Raw genomic sequence first — 23,478 nt, forward strand, 5'->3', positions numbered from 1 at the left:
CGGCGCCGGCTAGATGTCGGTGCGGTGGAAGTTCAGGTGGCTGCGGCTCGCCGTCGGGCCGCGCTGGCCCTGGTAGCGGTTCCCGTACTCGCCGGACCCGTACGGGTGCTCGGCGGCAGAGCTCAGGCGGAAGAAGCATAGCTGCCCGATTTTCATGCCCGGCCACAGCTTGATGGGCAGCGTCGCCATGTTGGACAGTTCCAGGGTGACGTGGCCGGAGAAACCGGGATCGATGAACCCGGCGGTGGAGTGGGTCAGCAGGCCCAGCCGGCCCAGCGAGGATTTACCCTCCAGCCGGGCGGCAATGTCGTCCGGGAGCGTGACGGTCTCGTAGGTGGAGCCGAGCACGAACTCGCCCGGGTGCAGGATAAACGGCTCGCCGGAGTCGACCTCCACCAGCCGGGTCAGTTCCGGCTGGTCTTCGGACGGGTCGATGTGTGCGTACTTGTGGTTGTCGAACAACCGGAAGAAGCGGTCGATCCGCACGTCCACCGACGACGGCTGGACCATGTCCGGGTCGAAGGGCTCCAGCACAATCCGGTGGGAATCGATTTCGGTACGAATGTCGCGGTCTGAGATCAGCACAGGATCAAAAGTACCGCAGTAATCGCCGGGCCGTAGCCGTGCGTCCAGTGTTACCGCCGCGCGCCCCTAGGCGGCGGCCCGCTGCGCTTCCAGCACCGTCTTGAGCCGCTCCAGCTGCGCGACCTCGGCCTTCATGGCGCGGCGGAGCCTGCCGTAGGAGAGAAACTCGGCCGCCGAGGGCCGGTAACGGAGCGCAAACCGGACTCGGGTGCCGCCGCGCTCGGTGCTGAGGTAGTAGCCGCCGTGCGGACGGGCCTGTCCCACCACCACCTGGAACTGGATCTCGGCACCCGGCCGGGTGGCCGTGAGTTCGAAGTCCGCCGCTGCGGGCCGGAATCCGGCGCCGGCCAGGAGCGGGCGGTAGATGGCACCGGCGGAGCACGCTGCGCCGGAGATCAATTCAACGCCGCGGATGCCGTCGCGCCAGGCCGGGAGGTTCCCTGGATCCAGCAGGAAGTAATACACGCTCAACGCGTCGCGCTGGATCACGACGTCGTACTCTGCAAAAGCCAACGGGACTCCTCGCTAGGCGGCTGATGGACGTAGCCCGTTCCCCGGAGACTGCAGCTATCCCCTTCAGCGTATCGAGCAAAGCCGGCCCTGAGTCCCCTGCGCGGCGGGCCTTTATCGAAGAGTTACCCGGCCGGTCCGGGATTGGCCGGGGAATCAGTGCGAGACGCGGACGGATCGGAACCCGTGCCGCTGACGTGCTGGCGCATCCTCCGGACAGTGCCGGCCCAGGAGTAGTTAGCCAGCACCCGCGCCGCGCTGGCCGGATCCGGCTCGGCGTCGAGGACCGATCTGATGCCGGCGGACGCGGCGGCCAGGTCGGTGGGATCAACGAACATTGCGGCGTCGCCCATAATCTCCCTGAACACGGGGATGTCGCTGGCCAGCACTTTGGTCCCGAAGGAGAGCGCCTCCAGCAGCGGCATGCCGAATCCCTCATCAAGGGACAGGAAGATAAAAGCATCCGCAGTGGAGTACAGCCACGCCAGCTCTTCGTTGGAGGTGTAGCCGAGAAAACGGATCGCCCCCGACTCGACCGCTTCGCGGAGCCGCGGGGAAAACTCCGCACCTTTCCCCGATTCAGCGCCCACAACCACCAGCGGGTACTCTGCTGAGATCCGGCCCGACTCAAGGGCCGCGTCCAGGGTCATGCCCAGGTTCTTGCGGATGTTGAGGCGCCCCACGGACAGGATGAACCCGCGGAGCCCCGCAAGGTCAGGGACCGGCCGAGGTTCGGCATGGACAACCCCAATGTTGGGACCGAGCCCGATCGGATGAACCGGTTTGCCCCTCTTCGCGAAGCGCCGGATCCTTTGCGCCTCATTCTTCGACGACGTGAAAATCATCTTTGCGCGGCGGGCCAGCAGCGGCATAAAACCGAAGTACCGCCGCTCCGCAAAGGTGAACCACTGCGGATTGGTCAAAAAGAGGAAATCGTGGATAAACACCACCGATGGGCCAAAGGCCGGAGCGAAATTGTGCGCGATCATCAGGTCGGCCTTATGCCGCAGGTTCAAGAGTGGCAATTCAAGAATCGCACTGGCGCCGTGCGGGACCAGCCGCGACGGAACCACCCTGGCCGAGGGGCCGAGTTCGTTCTGCACCGCGCTGACGTGCTTCCGCGGCACGGCCAGCACAATCTCGTCATCGACGTAGTCGCGGATCCACGTCACAACTATTTGCCGGAGGACTTCCCGGTTCGAGGCCGGCCCGTCGATCCACCAATGTCCATCGAAGAGTATCCGCACGAAAGCTGCCTTTCCCTGAAGGGGTCGGAGTAATGCCTCACGCTTTTCTAGCAGGATTCTCGCTTATCCAACGCTCACTGTCACGCGCCGGAATTCCACCCCCGGCTGGCCGCCGTAGTTTTTGCAGAGGGAGAAATACTTTCCCTTTTCGGACGTGTCGTCGACGGATGCGACGGCGCGGCCCCCGTCCAGCCGCGCAATGCGGATTGAATCGGGCGACACGTCCACTTGGAATTCCATCCATTCCCCGGCAACGGGGGGAGCCGTATGGACCCTGGCCAACTTCGTGCTTTCGGAGGCATCTTCCGCCCGGCGGAACAGGGCCAAATCCCCCGATGGGTCCATTGTCACGTGGTAACCAGAGGGCCCCGACGTGGTGGGTACGTATGGAGCGTCACTGTGCTGCCCGAAGGCAAGCCCTGCCCGGGCCTGGGCGGATGGTTCTTCCGGCCACCGCATGTGGAAGGCGACGGTGTAGGTCCCGCCCGCCACTGGCGCCATGGATCCCAGGCAGTAACTCAGCGGCGGGTTACTGGCCAGGAGGACGGATTGGGTGTCCGCTCTGATCAGCGGTTGGGCTGTCCAGTTGATGTTGGACGGCAGGTCACCTGCGGCGCGTAATCCCGTGCCGAAGGCATCGGCGACGCCCAACGCGGCGCCACCCGTGACATAGGGGATGTTTGAACACATCATCCCGTGGACGCCCAGGCCCGTCAGCCGCTCACGCATCCACCGGGTGTGGACTTCCCAGCAAATTGTCGGTTTCCCGAAGGCGGCCAGCTGCCGGATCTCATCGTCGGTAGCGTTGTGGAAGATGCCGAGCAGGTCGTGCCTGCGGGCGTACCGGTCGAACTGGCCGTCCGAGCCGTCCATGAAGTATCCCCAGGTTTTGTAGCCCCGGTCCTGTGCCTGCCGGTAGGACGGCGACGCCGCGGGTTGTTTCCACACGAAATGTTCAGTGGCGTGCGGGTAGCTGTCCATCAGGTCCAGGAGCTGCTTGGTGTTGGTGCCCTGCTTGTCTTCGATGAAGATCACATGCGTGGCGGCGTGGGCATCCAGGACGTCCCTCAGCCTGGGAATGGGCTGGGGCGCGGCCGCGGGGCCCAGCCATTGGCGCGCATCGGCGCGGAGCCCAGCCACGGCAGGGTAGTCCAGGTCCTTGATCCTGTGGTCTTGCCCCGTCAGCCGCAGGGTCGACTCGTCGTGGTGGCAGACCAGGACGCCATCGCTGGTGGCGTGGACTGAAACTTCGATCGCCGTCGACCCTGCCGCGATCGCCTGGCTGTAGGCGGCCTCGGTGTGTTCCGTCCAGTTATCCCCGGAGCCCCGGTGAGCGATATAGAAGGGGCTGGAACGCAGCAGCCCGTCGATCGTGTGACTCTTGCCGTCGGGCCCGGACTTCGAGGGCGCGCAGGCCCAGACGGGCAGCAGGATCATTGAGCTTGCAGACAGCACCACCAACTGGCGCCTGGACAACCGGCTCGCCGCAGTGGCGCATTCTTCAGAACCCAAAAGCTTCCTCCCCAGCCTCGAGCCGCCGTGATTCCCTCAGCGTAGGCCCTGCGCGCAGATTTGCCGACACTGCGGCCCCGGACCGTCCGCCGTCGTTTTTCGGGCCGTTCCCCGCCTTGATACCGGACTTCAGGCCGCTTCCGGTAGCCACGCCGCCATGCAACAATCGTCGGACGGTCTCTCCTGTGGTCTCACCTCCAACCATTGCTCACTCAAGGACTGCGTATGGCTACCCTCAGGTTTAACGTCCCACCCCGGCTGCGCCTAAAGCGTCCTGTAGCGGGCGCGGCGGCCCTCACCCTCATCGTGGCCGCCCCGTTGTTGGCCTCGGCCCCGGGGCAGGCGGCGCCTTCGACGCCGCGGCTGGCCGCGGCTGCGACGGTAACGGATCCGCAGCCGGCCATGGACCTCACCGGGACCCGCCTGACGGCAGGATCCCCGGCCGTGGGTTCGACGGCGTATCCGGTGCCGGCAGGCGCGCTATTTGTCTCCCCCGGCGGGTCCGACGCCGCAACCGGCGCCCCGGGAACGCCCGTCCGGACGGTGGCCCGCGCCGTCGCCCTGGCCGCCAGCGGTTCGACCATTGTTCTCAGGCAAGGTCAGTACCACGAGAGCGTAACTGTCCCGGCGAACAAGAGACTGACCATTCAGCCTTACCCCCACGAGGCTGTCTGGTTCGACGGAAGCGTTCCGGTGCAGAACTGGGTTGCCAGCGGAAACCTTTGGGTTTCCAGCGGCTGGACCGCGCGATTCGATGCCAGCCCCACGTACACCCGCGGGGCCCCCGACGGCAGCACGGCCAACTGGACCTTCGTCAACCGGGCCCACCCGATGGCCGCCCACCCGGACCAGGTCTGGATCGACGGGAAAGCCGTCCCGCAGGTCCAGGCTCTGGACCAGGTCAAGACCGGTACCTTTTTCGTGGACTACGCCGCCAGGAAGCTGTATCTGGGGAGCAACCCTACGGGCCACAGCGTCCGCGCCAGCGACATTTCCAAGGCCGCGACACTGCAGGGCGGCGGCACCACACTCCGCGGAGTGGGGTTCCGCCGGTTTGCGCCGTCCATACCGGACATGGGCGCGATCACTGCGGAGAAAGACGGCGTCACGGTCGAAAACGTCGCCGTGACGGACAACGCCGGCACCGGCATCCACGCGGTCGGCGCCAACATCACCTTCCGCAACCTCACCCTGGCCCGCAACGGGATGCTGGGCGGCAGCGCTAGCACGGCGGACAACTTCAAGGCCACCTCGATCCTGGCCTACGGCAACAACACGGAACTGTTCAACCAGGCCCCGGTGTCGGGTGGCTTCAAGGTGACACGCTCCCGCGGGGTGAAGGTCAGCGACAGTTCGTTTGTGCGCAACGCGGGCCCGGGCCTGTGGCTTGACGAATCCGTCTACAACGGTGTCATCACTCGCAATGACATGGTCTCCAATCAGGGGCATGGCCTGACCATGGAGATCTCGGCCAAATTCCTGGTCGCCGACAACTACATCGCCGCGAACCTGGGCAACGGCATCAAGCTCAACGACACCAGCAACGTGGACCTGTGGAACAACACGGTGAGCGCCAACAGCCGGAATCTGAATATCGTCCAGGACGGCCGCCGGGCCAGCAACCGTGCGCTGCCCGGCCACGACCCCCGGCAGGTGTTCCCCGACCCGACCATGACGTGGATCAACTCCAGGATCGCCGTCCGCAACAACATCCTGGCCGGCGGGACCGGCAATTGCCTCCTCTGCGTGGAGGACTATTCGCATCAGTTCAGCGCCGAGCAACTAGGCATCACGGCCAACGGGGATGTCTATCAACGCCCGTCGGCCAGCAGCCCCTCGTGGGTAGTCGTGTGGTCGCGGGGGCCGGGCAATCCCGCCGTGTTCACCACCGTCCCGGGCTTCAGGTCCGCAACCGGGCAGGAATCCTCCCACCTCTTCGTGGACGGACGGCCGGCCCTGAGCGGCTGGCAGCCCACCTCCGAAGTCGCAGCGAGGGACACGACCCTCGGCCAGCCCCTACCGGGCGTTGTGGCGGCCGCCCTGGGCAGAAACCTGGGAATCCAGCACCTGGGCGCCTGGCCGGCCTAACCCGCCCGGAACGTGAGCGCCCCCGGGATGCGGGCCGCTACTCCTGACACGTTCGACCAGAAGCGACACCGTCAGGAACACGATGAAGGGCACGTTGGAATCGACCAGGCCATTTTCGAGGAAGCTCCGTATCAGGATGAAGGCCAGGATCGGGGTCGTGATGGAGCGGACATTCTTCGCGGACAGGCTCGCGAGGACGGCCGAAAGCGACCAGGCACCCAGCACCACCGTGCCGATGACCCCCGCCTGGGCCAGCGCGGAAATCCAACTGCTGTCCAGCACCTGGTCCTGCCAGTACTGGCCTTCAACAGCGACCTGTTTTACGGACAACCCGGCACCGACCCAGCGCTGCCAGGTATCTGCCGGCGTGCTGAGCACCGTGTCCCAGGCGATCGTGCGGGCGTTGAGTGTCAGCAGGTCCGCCCCGGCCGCATCTCCACGCTCCACGATGTTCGAGACCACTGTGGTCTCGGTCAGGACGTAGAAACCAACCGGAACAAGGGCGATCAGGGCCAGCCCGGCGCCGAGGCGAAGCCGCCGTGCGTGCATCAGGATCAGCACGCACGCCACAGCAAAAGCAAAGAAACCTGTCCGGGACCCGGTCATCCACACGGCGGCCAGCAGGGCGGCCAGGAGCGGCAGACCCACCCTGTTCTTCATGGTGCCGATACTCAGCTCGTGCACCACCCCCAGGGCCGGCAAACCGCAAAGCAGTGAAATTTCGTTGGGGTTCAGGGGAGGGAACACACCGTAGATCCTCCCCTCCGCCCCCATGGTTTCAAGCCCTGATGCCGTCGCGCACAGCCCCACCAGCGCCATCATGGCCAGCAGCGAATGCACCAGGGTCCGGGGCGGAAACGTGCCGGCCAGCAACACGATGGAAACGGCGATGAGCAGCACCCGGACAGTGAGGATCAGCGACGCCGGCAGGTTGCCGTCGGAGATCGCGCCGAGGATCGAGATCGATACGTAGACCAGAAGGAAGGCCAGGGTGCGGCTGCCGGCTCGCAGCTTGCCGTCGCCGCGACGGAAACTCCAGGCAGCGGCCGCCAGTGCCGCAAGTCCAACGGCGCCCTTGATGACCACCACGGGATCCAGGCCGCCGGAGAAATAAACTCCCCGCCGCCAGGAAACAACACTTGCCAAGGTCAACAGCCACACGATGTACGGCGCGGCGCTCCTCGGCGGCGCCGCGGCGCCAGCCAGCGGCGGCATCACCGATACTCGTGGACTCTTTGAAGTTCAAACTGCAGGTCTGTATCGCGGAAGTCGCCCGACCGCCATCCGTCGGTGACAGGCACCCGCCGGGAACCCGGCACCGACGTCATCACAACGCCCAACGGCCGCAATCCGAACGCCTTCACCTCAGCCAGCAGACGGGCGAGCTCGCGCTTACGGGTTTTGGAGTACTGGACGGCCAGGAGAACGCCGCCCGCACACGGGGCCACCATCGCGAGACTTAGCGGTTCCGAGCGTGGACCGGCCTCCGCCAGGATGACGTCGAAGCTTTCCCGCAGCCGGTTGGCCACCATGGGGAAGCGCTTCTGGATGACGAATTCGCTGGGCGCTGCAGCCTTGGAGCCTGGCGGCAGGACCTGGAACTTGCCGTCGGCGCTCGGGATCAGCGCCTCGACTACCTCGCACTTTTCGCTGAGCAGATCAGCGAGGCCGCGGGAGCCGGGCGGCAGCGTGCCGTCGTCGGCGGCACCGGGCGGCAGCTCGGATTCCAGGAGGCAGACGGCCCGGCCGGTGCCCGCGAGGGTCGATGCCAGTTCCTGGCGAAGCCTGTGCTGCGCCTGCCAATCCAGCTCTGAGACCAGGACCAGGAGGTTGGGCAGCCGCCCCCCGGCGACAAGCTGCAAGTTGGTGACCAGGTCCTGATGGGACCTCGTCTCGTCCAGGCCCGACCGGTGCCGGGACGGAATGACCGGCCTGCGGCGGGATTTACGTCCCAGCACCCCCAGAACCGGCAGATCGCTGGCCGCCCGAACGTCGTCGGCGGTGCGGATCCGCTGGCCGAACCGCTTGCCAACAACCGCCGTCCCAAGCCCCAGCGATAGTCCGATCAGCAATCCAAGGGCGAGGTTCAGAGCCAGGCTCGGAGAGGTCCGGCTGGTCGGCGGTGAGGCGGGGACGGTCTGCACCAGGGAGACGGCGGAGGCAGCCTCGCCTTTGGCCGTTTCCAAAACCGCGACTTGCACGGCCAGGTTTTTGGCCACCGCGTTGGCCACGGCTGCTGCCTGATCAGCGGAGCTGTCCTCGGCCTGCACTTTCAGGAAGAACGTATTGGTGGGGTTGGTGGCAGAGACGCGCGCCTGGAGGTCCTCCAGGGTCCCGCCAAGTTTGAGCTCCGCCATAACCGGCAGGAGTACGTCGGGGCTCTGAACGACGGCGGGATACGACTTGACCCGCTGCAGGCCGAACTGGGAACGCTCGTAAAGGGAACCTGTCTTGGAATCAACCTTCAGAAAAAGGGTCGCTTCTCCGGTGTACGTGGGCTGGATGCGCTGGGTAATTAGGCCCGCCAACCCGCCTCCAACCAGGGTGCAGACCAGAATCAACAGCCAGCGTTCCCGAAAAGCCTTCAAATAGTCGGATAGCTCCATGAGGTTGTCCCGATCGCAGTTCCCGTCCCACAGGGGTTTGTAGTACATAGCATTACATCCAAACTAGTAATTGACGAGGGAAAATGCGAAGAAAATACCGGACTACGCTTTGGCAAATGCGCGTACTTCACCAAACCACTTCGGCAGCGCCAGAGCGAGAAAAATGAGGTTCGCGATGAACAGCGCGACGTAGACAGTGATGAAGGCCTGCGGAAGCCAAAGAAGGCCGAAGACCACGATCATGAGGCCGTAGTCGGTGGGGACAACAGCCAGCGAATACCAGGCTGACGAGTGTCCCTCCCCTTGAAGAAACATCGCAGAACTTCCGCGGTGCTGCCGCCGCAACTGGTCAGTGAGGATGACCGCGAAGAAGAACACCGAGGACAGAACGGTGTATGCAAGGGGAACCAGGTACCACGCTGCGTCCAGATCGTAAAACTGCCACCAGCAAAGGAGAACCGTGATGTGGAGGAGGCTGGCCTTGAAGGCATCCACCACGTGGTCCAGCCATTCCCCGGCGAAGCTGCCGCCGCCGCGCAAACGGGCCAGTTGACCGTCTGCCGAATCGAGGGCGTACCCGGCCACCAGCAGCAATACCGCTGCGAGCGCCGTGAACGCCCGGGGCGGCGTGACGGCCACAATGAGCAGTCCAAAGAACGTCATGACCGCACTTATTGCTGTCACCTGATTAGGAGTCATCTTCCAGGCAAATGCCAGCGCAGCAAGGGGACGGCCCAGGGGACGATTAATGTAGCGAGAGTACGCTGGAGCCCCTTTTGAGGTTTTTTGCGCAGTCCTCAGCGACTCTAATGCCGCCCGGAAATCGTGAATGGATCCCTGGCGGGAAATGTTCACTGCATTAGACATTTTGGTCCTTCCTTGGATAAGTAATTCGTCGCTATTTCAGGCGACAAAGCTGGCCGGGTGGCCGAAGCCTCAGGCGGGCGAACCCGCCTGAGGCTTCAGCTGGGTGGGGCGCCGGCTACTGGTCGGCGCTCTCCCCGGCCCACCAGTTGTCCCAGGAGGCCACTACGGGCGCCACTGTTGCCGAGCTGGAGAGATAGGAAAATAGTCCGCCATAACCGGCGGCCTGCAGACCCGCTGTGGAGTCAGCACCCATCTTCGTCCAGGTCGCGGGCTCGGTGGTGCCGGCCTTCCAGACCTTGGCCTTGACCGTCGTCGGGAACGTTCCTGTCACCTGCACGCGCATGTTCAGGACATCGCCAACCTGATAGGTGAGACCCGGGACTACCGACTCGGCGGCCACCATGGTGCCGACCCCGGAAGTGTTGACGCGGAACAGGCCCAGGGTGACTCCCCCGTTGGCCAGCAGGTTCACCTTGGCACGGTAATCGCCTTGGCCGTCGACGCTGCGGCCAATGACGGACAGGTTGATTCCGCCGCCTGTTGGCGCGCGGTCCACACCGGCGCTCACCCGGATCTCGGCATCAGCCTGGCTTGCCGACTTCTGGAAGATGGAAGGGCCCGATCCCGGACCCGCCATACGAATATTCCCCTTTCCGTTGGTGACTGAGAAGTTGCTGGAGCTGGACGAGCTTGTCCAGGCCCCGCCCTGATCCGCGGAACCGAAGCCGTTGGTGACGGTCCGGGAGAATGCATCCTGCGAGAAGCTCCGCTGCGTCACCACCACCTGGGCCGACTTCGTGGAACTGGCACCCTGATCATCGGTAGCCGTGAGCCGGACCGTGAACGTTCCGGCCTTGCCGTAACGGTGTGAAGCGGTCACCCCGGTGGCGGTTGCCCCGTCGCCGAAGTCCCAGGCGTAGCCGGCGACCGACCCGTCGGAATCCGTCGACGTCGAGCCGTCGAAGGAAACCTGCAGGCTGCCGGCGGAGTTGGTGAAGGCCGCTACGGGCGGCGTGTTTGGCGCCGCGGTGGCCGTCACCCGGTGCGTGACCGAGTTGGTCGCTCCGGAGTTGTCGGTCACCGTGAGCACGGCGTCGTAGTCACCCGCGGTTGCATAGGTGTGGTTCGCCGTCGCGCCCGTCCCCGTGCCGCCGTCGCCGTAGGCCCACTCGTAACTGCTGATGGTCCCGTCCGAATCAGAGGATGCCGATCCGTCGAAGCTGACCTTCAGGTTCTGGACCTGCGACGTGAAAGCCGCCACGGGCACCGCGTTCGCGGGCGCCGAGGCCGTCACCTTGTGGACGATGAAGTCCGTGACGCCCTTGTTGTCCGTGACAGTAAGGGTGACGGAGTATTCGCCCGCGCTGGTGAAGGTGTGGTTCGCCGTCGGGCCGGTTGCGCCGGACCCGTCGCCGAAGTCCCACGCGTAACCGGTGACCGTGCCGTCCGGATCGGACGAACCCGAACCGTCGAACTGTCCGCTCAGGCCGTTGACCACGCTCGAGAATGAGGCGACCGGCGGCGCATTGGGCGGCGGAGCGGCGGTGACCGTGACAGCGTGGACCACCGCGTCCCGGGCACCCTTGTTGTCGGTCACGGTCAGGGTGACGTTATACGTGCCGGCCGTGCCGTAGACATGGGCCGGTGCGGCGACGGTGGCGGTTGACCCGTCGCCGAAGTCCCACGCGTACGCGTCGATTGTTCCGTCGGGGTCGGACGACGCCGATCCGTCGAAGGCTGCCCGGAGATCGGTGGTCGTGAACGCGTAAGCCGCCGTCGGAGCCCTGTTGGGTACAGGAGCGACGGTGACGTCGTGTGCGATCCGGGCCTGGCCGCCGCGGTCATCGGTGACCGTCAGGGTGACGGTGTAGGTGCCGGCGGCCGCGTACGTGCGGTGCCCGGTGACCCCACTGCCGGTAGAGCCGTCCCCAAAGTCCCAGCTGTAGTCCACAATCTGCCCGTCGGAGTCGCTTGAGGCCGAAGCGTCAAAGGATCCGTCGAGGCTCTGGGTCGTCGGGGTGAAGGCGGCGGTGGGCAGCGCGTTGGGCGGCCGTTCCACCGTCACCTCCCGGGTGGTGGTGCTGGTCCCGGCACGGTTGTCCGTCACGGTCAGTGTCACCGTGTACTTACCCGCAGTGAGGTAGGTGTACTCGGCGTTCACCCCCGTCGCCGTGTGGCCGTCACCGAAGTCCCAGGCGTAGTTCACCAGCGTTCCGTCGGGGTCGTGCGACGCTGCCGCGTCCACGGATACCTTGAGGTTCGCCGTGGTGGCGGCGAAGTCCGCGGCCGGGAGCTGGTTGGGCGGCTCCGTGACAGTGACGTCGTGGGAGACCGTTGATTTCCCGCCGCGGTTGTCGGTAACCGTCAGCTTCACGGCGTACGTGGACGCGGCCGAGTAGCTGTGCGTTGCCGTGGCCCCGGAGCCGAGTTGGCCGTCACCGAAGTCCCAGGCGTAGTTCACAATCTGACCGTCAGGGTCGCTGGACTGGGTACCGTCCACGGTGACGTCCAGGTTCTGGCCGGTCGAGGTGAACGCGGCTCCCGGCAGGACGTTGGCCGGCGCAGCCAGGTTGTAGTGCGCAGCCACCCGATCGGCGCTCAGCGCCTTGGAGTACACCGCGACTTCGTCGATGGTGCCGTCGAAGTAAGGGCTGGAGGATCCCCACGTGGTGTCTCCGCCGACGCGCCAGTATCCGGTGTAGGGCTGGGCCTGGGTCTGCGGGTTGGTGCCCACCAGGGCGCCATCGAGGTAGAGCTTCATGCCGTCGCTGGACTGTTCGGCGACGACGTGGTGCCACTTCCCGTCGTTGTAGGCCACTGGCGTGATGATCAGGTTCGGTTGCCCTGTCCAGACCCCAAACGCGAGCGTGCCATCATCCTGCATGTAGAGGTGCCGGTCGTAGTTATCTGACAGGCCCGTGTTGTTGTTGCCGAACCCGATGATCTTCCCGCCCCGGGTGGTGGTGGTCTTGAACCACGACTCGAGGGAGTAGGTGGTCGGATTGCTCACCGAGTTTTGGCCGGAGACCACCGCGTCCTGTCCGTTGAAGGTGGCCGCCGTCCCGCTGTAGCCCGGGATCACTCCGGTTGCCCCCTGCGTTACGCCGCCCTGGTAGGCGCCGTTGTTGCTGGACTGCGTCGAATCCACGGCCTGGGTGCCTGAGGTTTCGTCGAGGCGCCAGTAGAGGTCCGGCTGGTCCGACGTGATGGCCGAACCGTAAGCGTCCTTGGGCATCGGCGGAAGGCTGGATTCGCGGCCGCTCGCGGTGAAGTGCGAGAGGACTGTTTGCCGGGTCAGCACCGTGGGGTAGATGGCGACGTCGTCAATGGCACCGGCGAAGTAGGAACTGGCGGGCTGGTTGGGCCAGCTGCCGAGGTTGTCCCCGCCGATGCGCCAATAGCCGTTGTAGGCCTGGCCGGACGTCACGTCGTTCCGCTGCCCTGCCGCCACGCCGTCAATGTAGAGGTGCATCCCGTCGCTGCCGAGGCTGGCGGTGACCTGGTGCCATTGTCCGTCGTTGTACGTGTTGGCGGTGTTCAGCGTTTGGACTCCGCCGGGGTAGACACCGAACCAGATGTGGCCGGCGTTATCCATGTAGATGTGGCGGTCGTAGGTGCCCGAGTCGCCGGTTGCCGAGCCGCCGAAGCCGAGGATCTTGCCACCGCTGGTGCTGGTGGTCTTGAACCAAGCTTCGGCCGTGAACGTGTCCGGTCCGGGAATGGCGGCGCGGGTTGCGGCAAAGCCGTTGCTGGTCCCGTCAAAGGTCGACGCCGCGTCGTTGGGGATGGCGCCGCCGGCGCCGCGGCTGATGCCGGAACCGGCATCGGCGTCGGCGAAAGAGGCGTTGTCGAAGACCACTGAACCGGCGGGTTCATTGAGCGGCCAGTAGTTCGTGGCGCCGTCGCCGATGATCTTCTGGGCGTAGGCGCTGGGCGCGGCCGAGGAGATCACGATCGGATCGGAGCGGCTGCCGGTGTAGTTATTGGTCTCCGGGTCCTTCACCCGCACCCGGTAGGTGTGGGTGGACCCCGGAACCAGGCCGGTGTCCGTGAACCCGAGCTGGGGCAGCGCCCACCACGGCGACTTTGCGTCGACACTGAACACCGGAACGGTGCCATTATCTCGCAGGACTTCGTAGGTGAGTGTGCCGTCGTCGATGTCCGAGGTGCCGGTCCAGGCGACTCGCGCCGTCCCGGAGTTCAGCGACAGGACGTTCGGCTTCATGGGGCTGTAGGTCGGTCCCACCTTGTTGGGGGCGACGGATCGCTTCGCGAAGGTTGCGAGGCCCTGCTGGTTCTGCCCGTTGACCCGCGTGAATTCACCGCCCATCACAAGGTAGGTTCCGTTGTTCGCGAGCGACCAGCCACCCTGGTACATACCCGTGTAGCTGCCCGCGTTGACTTCGGGGTACCAGGGCAGCTGCGTCGGAACGGGCTGGTAGGCGTAGTTCATGTTGGATCCGGGCGCCCCCTGGTCAGTTCCGGTGGCGAACGTCGTATCGGCCGTGGCCCGCTTCCAGATCTGCGGGCTGTGGTCGGCGAAGGTGCCCACCGAGGTGCAGTCGTGGGCGTGGCCCACGGAGTACATGACCTGGTCCATCACGGAAATCCCGTAGGTGGCGCCGTAGCAGTTGTTCAGCCACAGCAGGTCCCCAGTGGCGAAGTCCGCGGCGAACCGCCCGTCGAACCAGTGCCCGCCCTCGCCGTCGGCGCTGGCGTAGACCACGCCTCCGACGAGTGAGAGTTCCGTGACTCCGGATCGGTTGGTGTCCTGCCGTGTTGGGATGGGCCGGCTGGTCCAGGGAAGCAGGCCGCCAGCGGCACCATCGACGGCTCCGATGCCGACGATGGGCGAACCGTTGAGCTGCTGGAACCGGCCGCCGACAACGACCCTGCTATTGTCCGGTGCCGCGACCACTGCCTCGACAATGTCGTCAGAAGCAGGATTCCATGGCAGCAGTGCGCCCGCGGCGGTGGTGAAGGACGCCATGTTCCGCCGCGTCGCTCCGCCGGCAACGCCAAAGGACCCGACCACGTAGACGGCGTTGCTGCTGGCCGCGACGTTCCAGACGGATCCGTTGACGGTCGGCTTGAAGTTGGGGTCGAGCGCGCCCGTGGCCGCGTCAAACGCCGCGACCTTTCCCCGCGCGTTGCCCGAGACGGTGGTGAAGTCGCCGCCCAGATAGATCTTCTTTTGGTCCGGCGAGACCTTGATGGTCCGCGCCTGGGCGTTGAGGTTGGGGTTCCAAGGCAGGATCGCTCCGGTCAGGATGTTGAAGGCCATCGCATTGTTGCGGGTGACTTCGCTGGTTCCCGGTGCGGCGCCGGAGGGACGGGCCGTGGTGAAACTGCCCACCGCATAGGCCGTGTTGCCGATGACCGCCGTCTTCCAAACCACACCGTTGATCTGTGGTGTGGGCAGCACGTCGCCGCTCACCGTTGGTGGCAGTTGGGGTGGCGGTGGAGGGTTGTCCGCGGCTGCCGCCGCACCGGCGCTGAAGAAAGCAGCAATGACGACGGCGGCCGTCGCCCCGGCCAGGCCGCGGACGGACCGGTTGAACCTGTTGGCGCGTGATTTCATGGTCGATGACCCCCTGGACAAGTGTTCTTGCGATGGAAATTTGTTGCTATGCACGATGTGCCACCTTTCGAGACCGCGGAGGCTGAACTGCCGCCGTTGATTGAATTTCGGAAACCAGCAGAGGCTTGATCAGCAGGCCGCGGATGAGCGGGCCGCCGAGCAAGGAGCCGACAGCCATCAGGGCGGGCACCATGGTGTACCCGGTGGTGACCGCGACGAATGCCCCCGCCAGAAGCAGGGAGAAGAGGGAGTCCGCCACGCGCAGACCCAGGACGCCGGCCTGTTTGCCGCGGACTGCGGCGAGGGCACCGTAGGGCGTTACCGCCGCCACGGACGTGGCGTAGGCGATCCAGCCGAGCACGGCAGCGACCTCCGGCTGCTGTCCCGCTACGAGCCGGCCCACCGTGGGCAACGATGCGAGGGCGACGACGCCCGCGCCTACGGCCACGACGGTCAGGACCGCCACGCCCCGGTCCGCCCTGCGCAGCAATTCCGTCATCGGGACGGCGCTTTGCCGGGCGAAAGCGGCAAACAGGTACGAGGACGCACCACTGACCATCAACATGATCGGTGCGACGTAGATCCGGGCGACCTCCAGTTCTCCGGTGGCGGCCAGTCCGGCCAGGAGCGTCACAGACACCCGAACGGCGGTGAGCAGCGTGGGCCGGACCGCTTGTTGCAGGGAACGCCAGATGCCGTAGCGGGCCACTGCCGGCGAGAGTTTCCGGGCCGCCAGGATCAGGTAGCGGTCATCCTTGGGCAAGAGTGCCGCCCCGATGATGAGCGCCGCGGATTGGCCCCAGATGATCGCGGCGAAGAAGGAGCTGAGGCCCAAGGGCCCGCCTGCTGCTTCCGCGCCGAGTGCTGCCAGGGCGCCTAGGAGTCCTGCGAGGTCAACGACGACGATTTTCCAGAAAAGGAGGTGCGCCATGAGCAGCCGCCGGATGGTGTCTTCGAGGACAAAAACGGTAATCGCTCCCCCGAAGATCCAGGCCCCAGACGGCGCCAGCAGGCCGGAGGCCATCGCCATGACGGCCGCGCACAGCCCGCTCCCCAGGCCCAGGCCCAGGCACCACAGCTGCAGGGTGAACCGGATTGACGGATCGTGGCGGTCCTGGACGGTCAAGGTGTCGCCGATAAATCCGCTCACAATGGCCGTGACCAGCAGAACGACGCCGTACATGATGGCGAACTGCCCCAGCCCGTCGAGCCCGAGGGTCCTTACGGCCAGGACCTGCAGTCCGAAGCTTGCGAGCGCCTGCGACCCCTGGGCGGCGACACCGCCGAGCATGCCTCGGCCGGCCTGGCCTGCCGGGGCGTTGGGTTGGGACTTGTGGCTGGCCACTACTTCGGGAGGTTTCCGCTGAGGGCCGCGGGAGTGTGGCCGCCGTCGATGTCCACATAGAGGGTGGCGCTTTCGGTGCCTTTGGGGACCATAAAGGCGTAACCCCTCGTCTGGCTGTCTCCGGCGTTGATGGTGCCCGCGAAGTCGAGCTCGTTGGCGCCCTCGTAGAGCGGTGCCGCTGCTGTTTTGCCGTTCCCGTAGCGCAGGGTCGCCACCACGTTCGACACCGGCAGGACCTCGCCGGAACCGTTGTGGATGGTGATATCCATGTAGACGTAGGGCGCTCCGGAGATGGTGCCGGGGTCCGTGCCGGACACCACCCCGCTGCGCATGCCGCCCACGGAGACAAGGACTCCGTCGGTGTACTTGGCCGGAGCCGAGCCGAAGTCGCCCGGCACGGCGCGCGACTTTGCGGTGGCGGCCTTCTCCTTGTCCCTCTTGACCACAGGGGCCGCCGTCGAGTTGTCCACGAACCCCGGGCCGCCCGGAGGAAGTGACGGGCCGTCCGCCGTCGGCTTCGGGTCGCTCGACGCGGCGCCCTGTGCCGCTGCGGCGGCCTGGCCGGGCGCCCCTGCCGCGGCGTTGCAGCCGGACAGGAGTGCGACGCCGACAGTGGCACCGACGAGGGTCGCCAGGACTTTCCGCCGCAGGAGACGGCTCCTGGCGCCCGTCGAAATTGATACTGCCGGTACTGCAGGGACCTGGTGCATGGGGACCTCCACGGGAATGCTGCTGGGGTTAGGGGTTGCGCGCAGGGCGCTTCGGAGCCGCGCCGGGTTCATCGGAGCCCGCGGGATCGGGGGCCTCACTGTGCCACCTGGCTTTCGCCCGCCGTGTGCCGGGCGGCCGCGGCGAAGCTGCGGACCCGGGGGCCTTGCGCCTTGGTCAGCGCCCGGGACGCCAGCGCATAGCAGAGGGCCTCGTACCCGTCGGCCACCACGTCCCAGTCGTAGCGGGCAGCTGCCTCCCGGGACTGGTTGGCCCGCGAGCGCGTCAGGGCCGGCTGTGTTTCTGCTTCTTCAGCCAGGCGGGCGACGTCGTCCGGGTCCCGGAAATACCGGCCGACCGGGCCGAGGACCTCACGGTTGAAGTTCACGTCGAACGCGTTGGTTGCCGCGCCGGCACCAATGGCCCGGAGCAGCGAAGGGTTGGTTCCTCCCACGGAGTGCCCGTGCCAGTAGACCAGTGCGTTGGCGTAGAGCTCATCGAGCAGCTCCTGGTTCCAGACGCCGCCCAGGAAACTGACCCGCCTGTCGGCCGAGGTCCTGAGCCGCTGATCGTACCCCTGCCCGTACGGGGTGGACCCGACAACCACCAGCGGGAGTTTGGCGCGGCTGCGCACGTAACCTTCCACAATGGTGTGCACGTGGTTTTCCGGCTCCAGCCGGGCGACCACCAGATGGTACTTTCCGGCGCCCAGGCCCACTGACCCGAGGTGCTGGGGTGCCCTCGGCTCAAGCAGCGGGGCGCCGTAGGAAATAAGCTCCGTGTCCGCGTTGAAGGTATCCCGGTAGTAGTCACGGATCCCGGCGGCGTCCGCGATCAGGGCGTTGGAGAACTGCACGGCGAAGCTTTCCGCCCAGCGGTAGTAGCGCTGGCCGACGGGCCCCCACTTGGCACGCTTCCATTCGAGTCCGTCCATGTGGGTGGCGACGGGGAGCCTGGCCAGCCGGAGCAGCGGGAGCCAGGGCGCGTTGGCGGCGTTGAAGACGATGGTGGCATCGGCCCGGTGCGCCATCAGGTGGGCGACGGAAAGGCCGGTGTGGCTCAAGGTTTCCAGGGAGCGCCGTCGGACCGCCGGAAGGTGCACCAGCCGCATCCCCTCAAATTCGGCTTTCCTGTCCGGACCGTTGCCGGACCGGCAGTAAACCGTCACCGTGTGCCCGCGCGTGGCGAGCCGCCGGCCCACTTCCTCCACGCAGGTTTCGAAGCCTCCGTAGTGGGCGGGTACGCCGCGCGTGCCCACCAGGGCGATGCGTAAACCGGCAGGTTTGGGCGTTGCGTTGTTCATTTTTTACCCCCGAAGTTTGGTACATGCTGCTGATAGAGACCGAGCTTTAGTGGGACCGGGCTGGTTGTTGGGGCCGGGCCAGTGGTTGAGACCGTGCGGTGAGCCGGCGCCGGCGGGGCGCGAATCGACCGCTCAGGGCAGGCTGTGCAGGACCCCTCTTTCCTGGGTGCCGGCGTTCAAGAGATCCAGGGTCCGGCGGAGCGCGGTGCTGGACGTGTGCATCGTGTAGGGGAAATAGGCGACTCTTACCCCGACGGCGGCAAACTCGCGTTCGAGGGCGAGGCCTTTGGGTGTGCCCCTCCAGTCGTCTCCCTTGAAGAAGACGTCGAAGGGCCGGCTCCGCCAGGTGTCGATCTTGCGCGGCAGGGTTTCCGCCACGGCGTCGTCGACGTAACTGATGCACCGGACGATTTCCAGGCGTTCGGCCAGGGGGATCACCGGCGGCCGGCCCTTCGCCTGAACCAATAGCTCGTCGGATACGACGCCTGCGATCAGGAAGTCGCAGTGGGCTTTTGCGTGGCGGAGGAGGTTGAGGTGGCCGACGTGAAAGAGATCGAACGCCCCGGCTGCGTAGCCAATCAGTGTGCTCATGGTTGCTCCTTAGTAGGCGCCGACGGGGCTGCGCATGGCCCTGAACGTTCGCCACAAAATGATCAGGTCACCGGTTAGCGACCAGTTCTCGACGTAGTAGAGGTCCAGCCGGATGCTCTCGTCCCACGGGAGGGCGGAGCGGCCGTTGATCTGCCAGAGGCCCGTTATCCCGGGTTTGATGAGCAGGCGCCGGCTGGTGAATTTCTCGTAGCGTTCAACTTCGGTGGGCAGCGGCGGCCGTGGGCCCACCAGGCTCATCTCGCCGGTGAGGACATTCCAGAACTGCGGCAGCTCGTCCAGGGAGTACTTCCGCATCCACCGCCCGCAATTGGTGACCCGTGGGTCGTTCCGCATTTTGAACAGCGGCCCGGAGCCCTCGTTGAGCGCCTGCAGCGATCCGAGATCCGTTTCGGCGGTCTGCACCATTGAACGGAACTTCACCATGTGGAACGGCATACCGTTTCTGCCGGCGCGGAGTTGGCGGAAGAAGACGGGCCCCGGGCTGTCCCGCTTGACGATGATGGCGAGAACCACCATGAGGGGGAACAACATCAGTAGCGCCAGCGACGCGACGGCCACATCCATGACCCGCTTGAGGATGTGCTTGGCACCGGCGTACTGCGGGAGTTCAACGTGTACCAGCGGCAAGCCGTCCACCGGGCGCCAGTGAATGCGCGGTCCGGCGACGTTGGTCAGCGTTGACGCCAGGACAAGCTCCGTTCCGGTGGCCTCAAGCTTCCAGCCGAGTTCCCGGATGTAGGTGCTGCCGCCGGGGACCCTGCCCGCGACAATGACGGCGTCCGCACCCGCAGTTTCGACCATCCGGGAAACATCGGCCAGGCTCGACACCACCGGAATTCGGTACCAGGGCGCCCGGAGCTCCACCGATTTGTCCAGGGCGGACAACCCGACCCCGGTGATCTCATAGCCGGCGGCCCGGTTCTTTTCAATGTTGTTGATGACGTACTCGACGTCGGCGCGTTCGCCGATCACGATGACCCGGGACAGGTATTTGCCCTCGCGCCGCTTCAGGTTCAACCACTTCCGCCACAGCCACCTCGTGCCTGTCAGCAGGACCAGCCCCAGGGGCAGCGCGACGGCGAAATAGCCGCGGACGACGTCGAACCGGACGAAGACCATGGCGATGGCCAGGGCGCCGAAGAGCTTGAGGGTGGCTTGAACCACCCGCTTGTATTCCGCGGCACCGATGCCGAACGTCCGCCTGTCCCGGGTGGGGTAGATCTCCAGGACGGCGATCCAGGCCGCTAGCAGGAGGACAGACACTGCAAGGTACCGGGCTTCGAATTCCTCCGCGGACCTGGTGGGCGCATCGACGCCGAACCGGAAGACGTAGGCTGCGGCCACGGATACAGCGATGGCGGCCGAGTCAGTAAGCCGGAGACGGTTGGCGAAGTTCTTCCACTGCCGGGTGACTGCTTTCCGGGAGGCCGCGAGGTCGAACCGGGATTCGTCGTCCCAGACCGAGTGCTGGGGACGTTCCGGGGTGAGTGCACGTGCTTGGATTCCTGGAACCGCCGCGCGCCGTACTGCGTGGAATGGCCGGCGGTGTTTGAGTTCGCTCATCACCGGCGCCGGGAGGAGTCGGCCCGATGAGCGGCCGGCGCACTGGCCGGCGCGGCCTGGTCGGCCTGGCTGGAAGGGGAACCGGACTGTTTATGACGGTCCGATAACCAGAGAAAATGAACAGCAATCAACGTCCGAAGAAACATGAGGAGACCTTCTAGCGACTAGTGTGGCTGCGGTCTCCACAGTCAATAATGTGACTTATTGGCGCACACGAGTGTTAGCTACCTCTTTCCGCCGAATCACCACTCGACCTGCTTGTCGGTGCTACGTGGAACTGAGACGGGGCTACCTATTCGCCACTGGTGGCGCTGCACGCGGACGGGAACGGGCACGACGGCGGTGCTCGCGGTGTTGCTGTTCGGGGAAGCCCCGCGGCTGGGGTAAGGTAAATCTCGTTGTTCTGCAGTATCTTGACCAGGCGTTTTTGCGGTCATTTCTGCGGCTCTGCGGCTGTAGCTCAATGGTAGAGCGCTAGCTTCCCAAGCTTGATACGCGGGTTCGATTCCCGTCAGCCGCTCCATTTTCTCTCCCGGCCTGGGCTCGCCGGGTCACCAGATGGTGTAACCGCTAAAGCCGTGGCCAATCTTTACGCGGTGCTTTCCCGCATCTCCGCCTGGGATCATCCAGAGGTCGCCGTGCTTGTCCGTGGCGATTAGGTCGCTGAGCCCGTCCACGTTCTCCCAGTCGCCCGCCTCGACGATTCGTGTGTAACGATTCCAGCCGGAGCCGAAGGTGTAGTACGAGGTGGGGGTCTTGACCTGGATCCCTTGGCGGTCGTCGTAGGGCCAGAGTATGCCGTGGGTGTCCCGCGCGTAGAACCACGGCCAACCCCCGCCGATATGCAAGTCGACGAGCATCCGGCCGGCCCAGCCGGTGGCGGCCCGCTGCCGCGGTTGCCAGCTGACCGAGTAGCCATTGCCGACCGTGGTGTACGGGTAACGCCAGAGCGTCCCGGAGCGGTCGATGGCGAGCAGGTTGCCACGGCCAGACTCGTCAATGATGCTGGTCATTTGGTTCCAGCCTCCGCCGAGTGGGGTCCGCGACCGCCATCCGGAGTGCCCGTTGCTCGGGATGGCCCAGAGGTTCCCGTCCTTGTCCCGGGCGAAGACGCCGTAGAAGGCTCCTCGTGAGGGAATGATCGCCGTGTAGTGCCACCCGGTCGCCGATTTGATCCTCGGCTTGAACCCGCCATCGCCATCGCCGGGGTAAAGCCAGAGCGTGCCGTGACTGTCGAGTGCCATGACATCCGGGTAGCCGTCGCCGCTGTAATCACGCGGACACGGAGCGCCGCAATGCAACGGGTCGGTCTGCGCCGGAACGGCGATACCCGTTGCCAGAAGCAACGCCCCAACGATGTCGGCCACAATACGCAGAGTCCGTTTCATGGCCGGATTCTAGTCCCGGGTGCCGCCCCATCCACGAGTACTTTATTGCGGGTAAACCGGGATCAGCACCGCAATGTACCCGAGGGGACCCGCGGAACCCCTACTCGATCAGGCAACCCCACGCCCCGGCCCCGTGAGCCTAGGTCGCGACAATCCGCAGCAACTGACGCCGGTTTTTCAGGTCCACCTTGAGCGCCAGCTGGCCGCGCCTGGCAAGTACCACCGAGACCACGGCTGCGGCCAGCGCCGGTACCGCGCCGGCGATGAGGATGGCCGTGTGCGGGTTGAAGTGCTCGGCGAGCCAGCCCATAAGTGGTCCGCCGAGGGCCTGTCCACCGATGAGCACCATGATGTAGAGGCTCATCACCCGGCCGCGGATGCCCATGTTGGCGCTGACCTGGACCAGCTGGTTGGCGGCCGTCAGGAACATCAGGCACCAGAAGCCGGCGAGGACCATCGCCGCGCCGAAAAACACCATCGACGGCGCGGAGGCGGCCAGGCAGAGCATCAGGCCGTACATCCCGGCGCCCAGCATCACCGAACGCAGCCGAAGTTGCCGCCGCCTCGCGGACGTGATGGCGCCGGCCAGCGCACCGAGGGCCACCAATGCGTTGAGCAGACCGTACCCGCCGGCACCGGCCCGGTAGACGTGGTCCGCGAAGGCTGCCAGCAGCACGGGCAGGCTCATCGCAAACACCGCGACGAAGCCGGCCATCAGCCACGGCCAGTAGATCGTGGGTTTGCCGAGCGCATAGCGCAGCCCCTCCCGGAGCATGCCCTTGCGTTTGGCCGCCGGCAGCGTCACGTGCAGTTCGTCCTTGCGCAGGACCAGCAGCATGGTCAGGGTGGAGCAGCACGCCAGCGCGTTCCCGGCGAAGGCCCAGCCCGCGCCGACCGCGCTAAGCAGCACTCCGGCGACGGCCGGGCCGATCAGGCCGCCCAGCTGGAAGATCGTGGAGTTCACGCTGATGGCGTTGCGCAGGTAGGCGGGACCGACGAGTTCGTTGACGAAGACCTGCCGGGCCGGCTGGTCCAGTACGGTGACCAGGCCCAGAATGAGGGCTATCCCATAGACCTGCCAGACTTCAATCCGGTGCGAGAGGGCCAGTACGGCCAGAGTCGCCGCCAGTACGGCGGCCACGCACTGGCACAGCATCAGGATCTTCCGCTTCGCGAAGCGGTCCGCCATCATGCCGCCCCACGGGCCCAGCAGGAGCGAGGGCAGGAACTGCAGGGCCACGGTAATTCCGACGGCGGTGACCGAGCCGGAGAGCTGAAGCACCAGCCAGTCCTGGGCGATCCGCTGCATCCACAGGGCCACCACGGCGATGAAGTGCCCCACCGCGAAGATCCGGAAGTTGCGGACCTTCAGGGAAATGAAGGTATGCCGCCACGGCAGGCGTTCACTTACGACGCCGATCGGCTGGGTAATGGGGGCGGGGACGGTCGGCTGGCTCTGGTCCGGCCGGGTGTCGGCGGGATGGAACGGCGGAGGGGGTGGCACGGAAAGTCCTCAGGGAAACGAAGTCTGCGGGGTCTCCTTAACGCTAAGCTGGCCGCAAT

General features: G+C 65.8%; 16 protein-coding genes and 1 tRNA gene. 2 read left to right on the forward strand and 15 right to left on the reverse strand.

Annotated features, from left to right (window positions below):
- Positions 1 to 9: 9 nt before the first annotated feature.
- From dcd to AC1DHY_RS05040, 4 genes are all read right to left on the reverse strand, one after another.
- Entirely contained in the window at positions 10 to 585 is a 576-nt protein-coding gene (gene dcd, locus AC1DHY_RS05025; protein WP_476878659.1) for a dCTP deaminase, read from the reverse strand.
- A gap of 66 nt (positions 586 to 651) precedes the next feature.
- On the reverse strand, positions 652 to 1,098 hold the full coding sequence (locus AC1DHY_RS05030) for an SRPBCC family protein (RefSeq protein ID WP_476878660.1): 447 nt from the start codon (positions 1,096 to 1,098) through the stop codon (positions 652 to 654).
- Positions 1,099 to 1,220: 122 nt separating this feature from the next.
- Positions 1,221 to 2,267 (reverse strand): glycosyltransferase family 4 protein, encoded by a 1,047-nt coding sequence (locus AC1DHY_RS05035; protein WP_476878661.1) that lies wholly within the window; start codon positions 2,265 to 2,267, stop codon positions 1,221 to 1,223.
- A 138-nt stretch (positions 2,268 to 2,405) separates the two neighbouring features.
- Entirely contained in the window at positions 2,406 to 3,800 is a 1,395-nt protein-coding gene (locus tag AC1DHY_RS05040) for a glycerophosphodiester phosphodiesterase (RefSeq protein WP_476878662.1), read from the reverse strand.
- A gap of 279 nt (positions 3,801 to 4,079) precedes the next feature.
- Between AC1DHY_RS05040 and AC1DHY_RS05045 the strand changes: the two genes are divergently transcribed.
- Positions 4,080 to 5,942, forward strand: coding sequence for a right-handed parallel beta-helix repeat-containing protein (locus AC1DHY_RS05045; protein WP_476878663.1), 1,863 nt, complete (start codon positions 4,080 to 4,082; stop codon positions 5,940 to 5,942).
- On the opposite strand, the gene AC1DHY_RS05050 is transcribed toward AC1DHY_RS05045, so the two are convergent.
- The 9 genes from AC1DHY_RS05050 to AC1DHY_RS05090 all read right to left on the reverse strand — a co-directional run bounded on the left by AC1DHY_RS05050 (position 5,871) and on the right by AC1DHY_RS05090 (position 20,527).
- A complete protein-coding gene (locus AC1DHY_RS05050; RefSeq protein ID WP_476878664.1) occupies positions 5,871 to 7,088 on the reverse strand; it encodes an O-antigen ligase family protein in 1,218 nt (405 codons plus the stop codon). The two genes, AC1DHY_RS05045 and AC1DHY_RS05050, sit on opposite strands and share 72 nt — an antisense overlap.
- Positions 7,089 to 7,156: 68 nt before the next feature.
- Positions 7,157 to 8,596, reverse strand: a complete 1,440-nt coding sequence (locus AC1DHY_RS05055) for a Wzz/FepE/Etk N-terminal domain-containing protein (RefSeq protein ID WP_476878665.1) — start codon at positions 8,594 to 8,596, stop codon at positions 7,157 to 7,159.
- Between the two features lie 54 nt (positions 8,597 to 8,650).
- Positions 8,651 to 9,415, reverse strand: coding sequence for a CDP-alcohol phosphatidyltransferase family protein (locus tag AC1DHY_RS05060; protein ID WP_476878666.1), 765 nt, complete (start codon positions 9,413 to 9,415; stop codon positions 8,651 to 8,653).
- A 115-nt stretch (positions 9,416 to 9,530) separates the two neighbouring features.
- Positions 9,531 to 14,996, reverse strand: a complete 5,466-nt coding sequence (locus AC1DHY_RS05065) for a PKD domain-containing protein (RefSeq protein WP_476903243.1) — start codon at positions 14,994 to 14,996, stop codon at positions 9,531 to 9,533.
- Between the two features lie 46 nt (positions 14,997 to 15,042).
- A complete protein-coding gene (locus AC1DHY_RS05070) occupies positions 15,043 to 16,341 on the reverse strand; it encodes a hypothetical protein (RefSeq protein WP_476903244.1) in 1,299 nt (432 codons plus the stop codon).
- Complete coding sequence (locus tag AC1DHY_RS05075) at positions 16,341 to 17,051, reverse strand: DUF4352 domain-containing protein (RefSeq protein WP_476878273.1); 711 nt, start codon at positions 17,049 to 17,051, stop codon at positions 16,341 to 16,343. Before AC1DHY_RS05075 ends, AC1DHY_RS05070 begins: the two co-directional genes overlap by 1 nt.
- Positions 17,052 to 17,146: 95 nt before the next feature.
- Positions 17,147 to 18,352: a DUF1972 domain-containing protein gene (locus AC1DHY_RS05080; RefSeq protein ID WP_476878272.1), complete on the reverse strand. Its 1,206-nt coding sequence runs from the start codon at positions 18,350 to 18,352 to the stop codon at positions 17,147 to 17,149.
- Positions 18,353 to 18,484: 132 nt separating this feature from the next.
- Positions 18,485 to 18,943 (reverse strand): FAD synthase family protein, encoded by a 459-nt coding sequence (locus tag AC1DHY_RS05085; protein ID WP_476878271.1) that lies wholly within the window; start codon positions 18,941 to 18,943, stop codon positions 18,485 to 18,487.
- 9 nt (positions 18,944 to 18,952) lie between these two features.
- On the reverse strand, positions 18,953 to 20,527 hold the full coding sequence (locus tag AC1DHY_RS05090; RefSeq protein WP_476878270.1) for a sugar transferase: 1,575 nt from the start codon (positions 20,525 to 20,527) through the stop codon (positions 18,953 to 18,955).
- A 449-nt stretch (positions 20,528 to 20,976) separates the two neighbouring features.
- Here AC1DHY_RS05090 and AC1DHY_RS05095 point away from each other — a divergent pair.
- Positions 20,977 to 21,050: transfer RNA gene (locus AC1DHY_RS05095), tRNA-Gly, on the forward strand.
- A 28-nt stretch (positions 21,051 to 21,078) separates the two neighbouring features.
- Here AC1DHY_RS05095 and AC1DHY_RS05100 read toward each other — a convergent pair.
- Together AC1DHY_RS05100 and AC1DHY_RS05105 are read right to left on the reverse strand one after the other, a co-directional pair.
- Positions 21,079 to 21,915 carry an FG-GAP repeat domain-containing protein gene (locus AC1DHY_RS05100; protein ID WP_476878269.1) on the reverse strand — a complete coding sequence of 279 codons (837 nt, stop codon included), beginning with the start codon at positions 21,913 to 21,915 and terminating at the stop codon, positions 21,079 to 21,081.
- Between the two features lie 139 nt (positions 21,916 to 22,054).
- A complete protein-coding gene (locus tag AC1DHY_RS05105; protein ID WP_476878268.1) occupies positions 22,055 to 23,419 on the reverse strand; it encodes an MFS transporter in 1,365 nt (454 codons plus the stop codon).
- Positions 23,420 to 23,478 lie beyond the last annotated feature (59 nt).

The sequence above is a fragment of the Arthrobacter sp. 05L44 genome, from assembly GCF_056397605.1.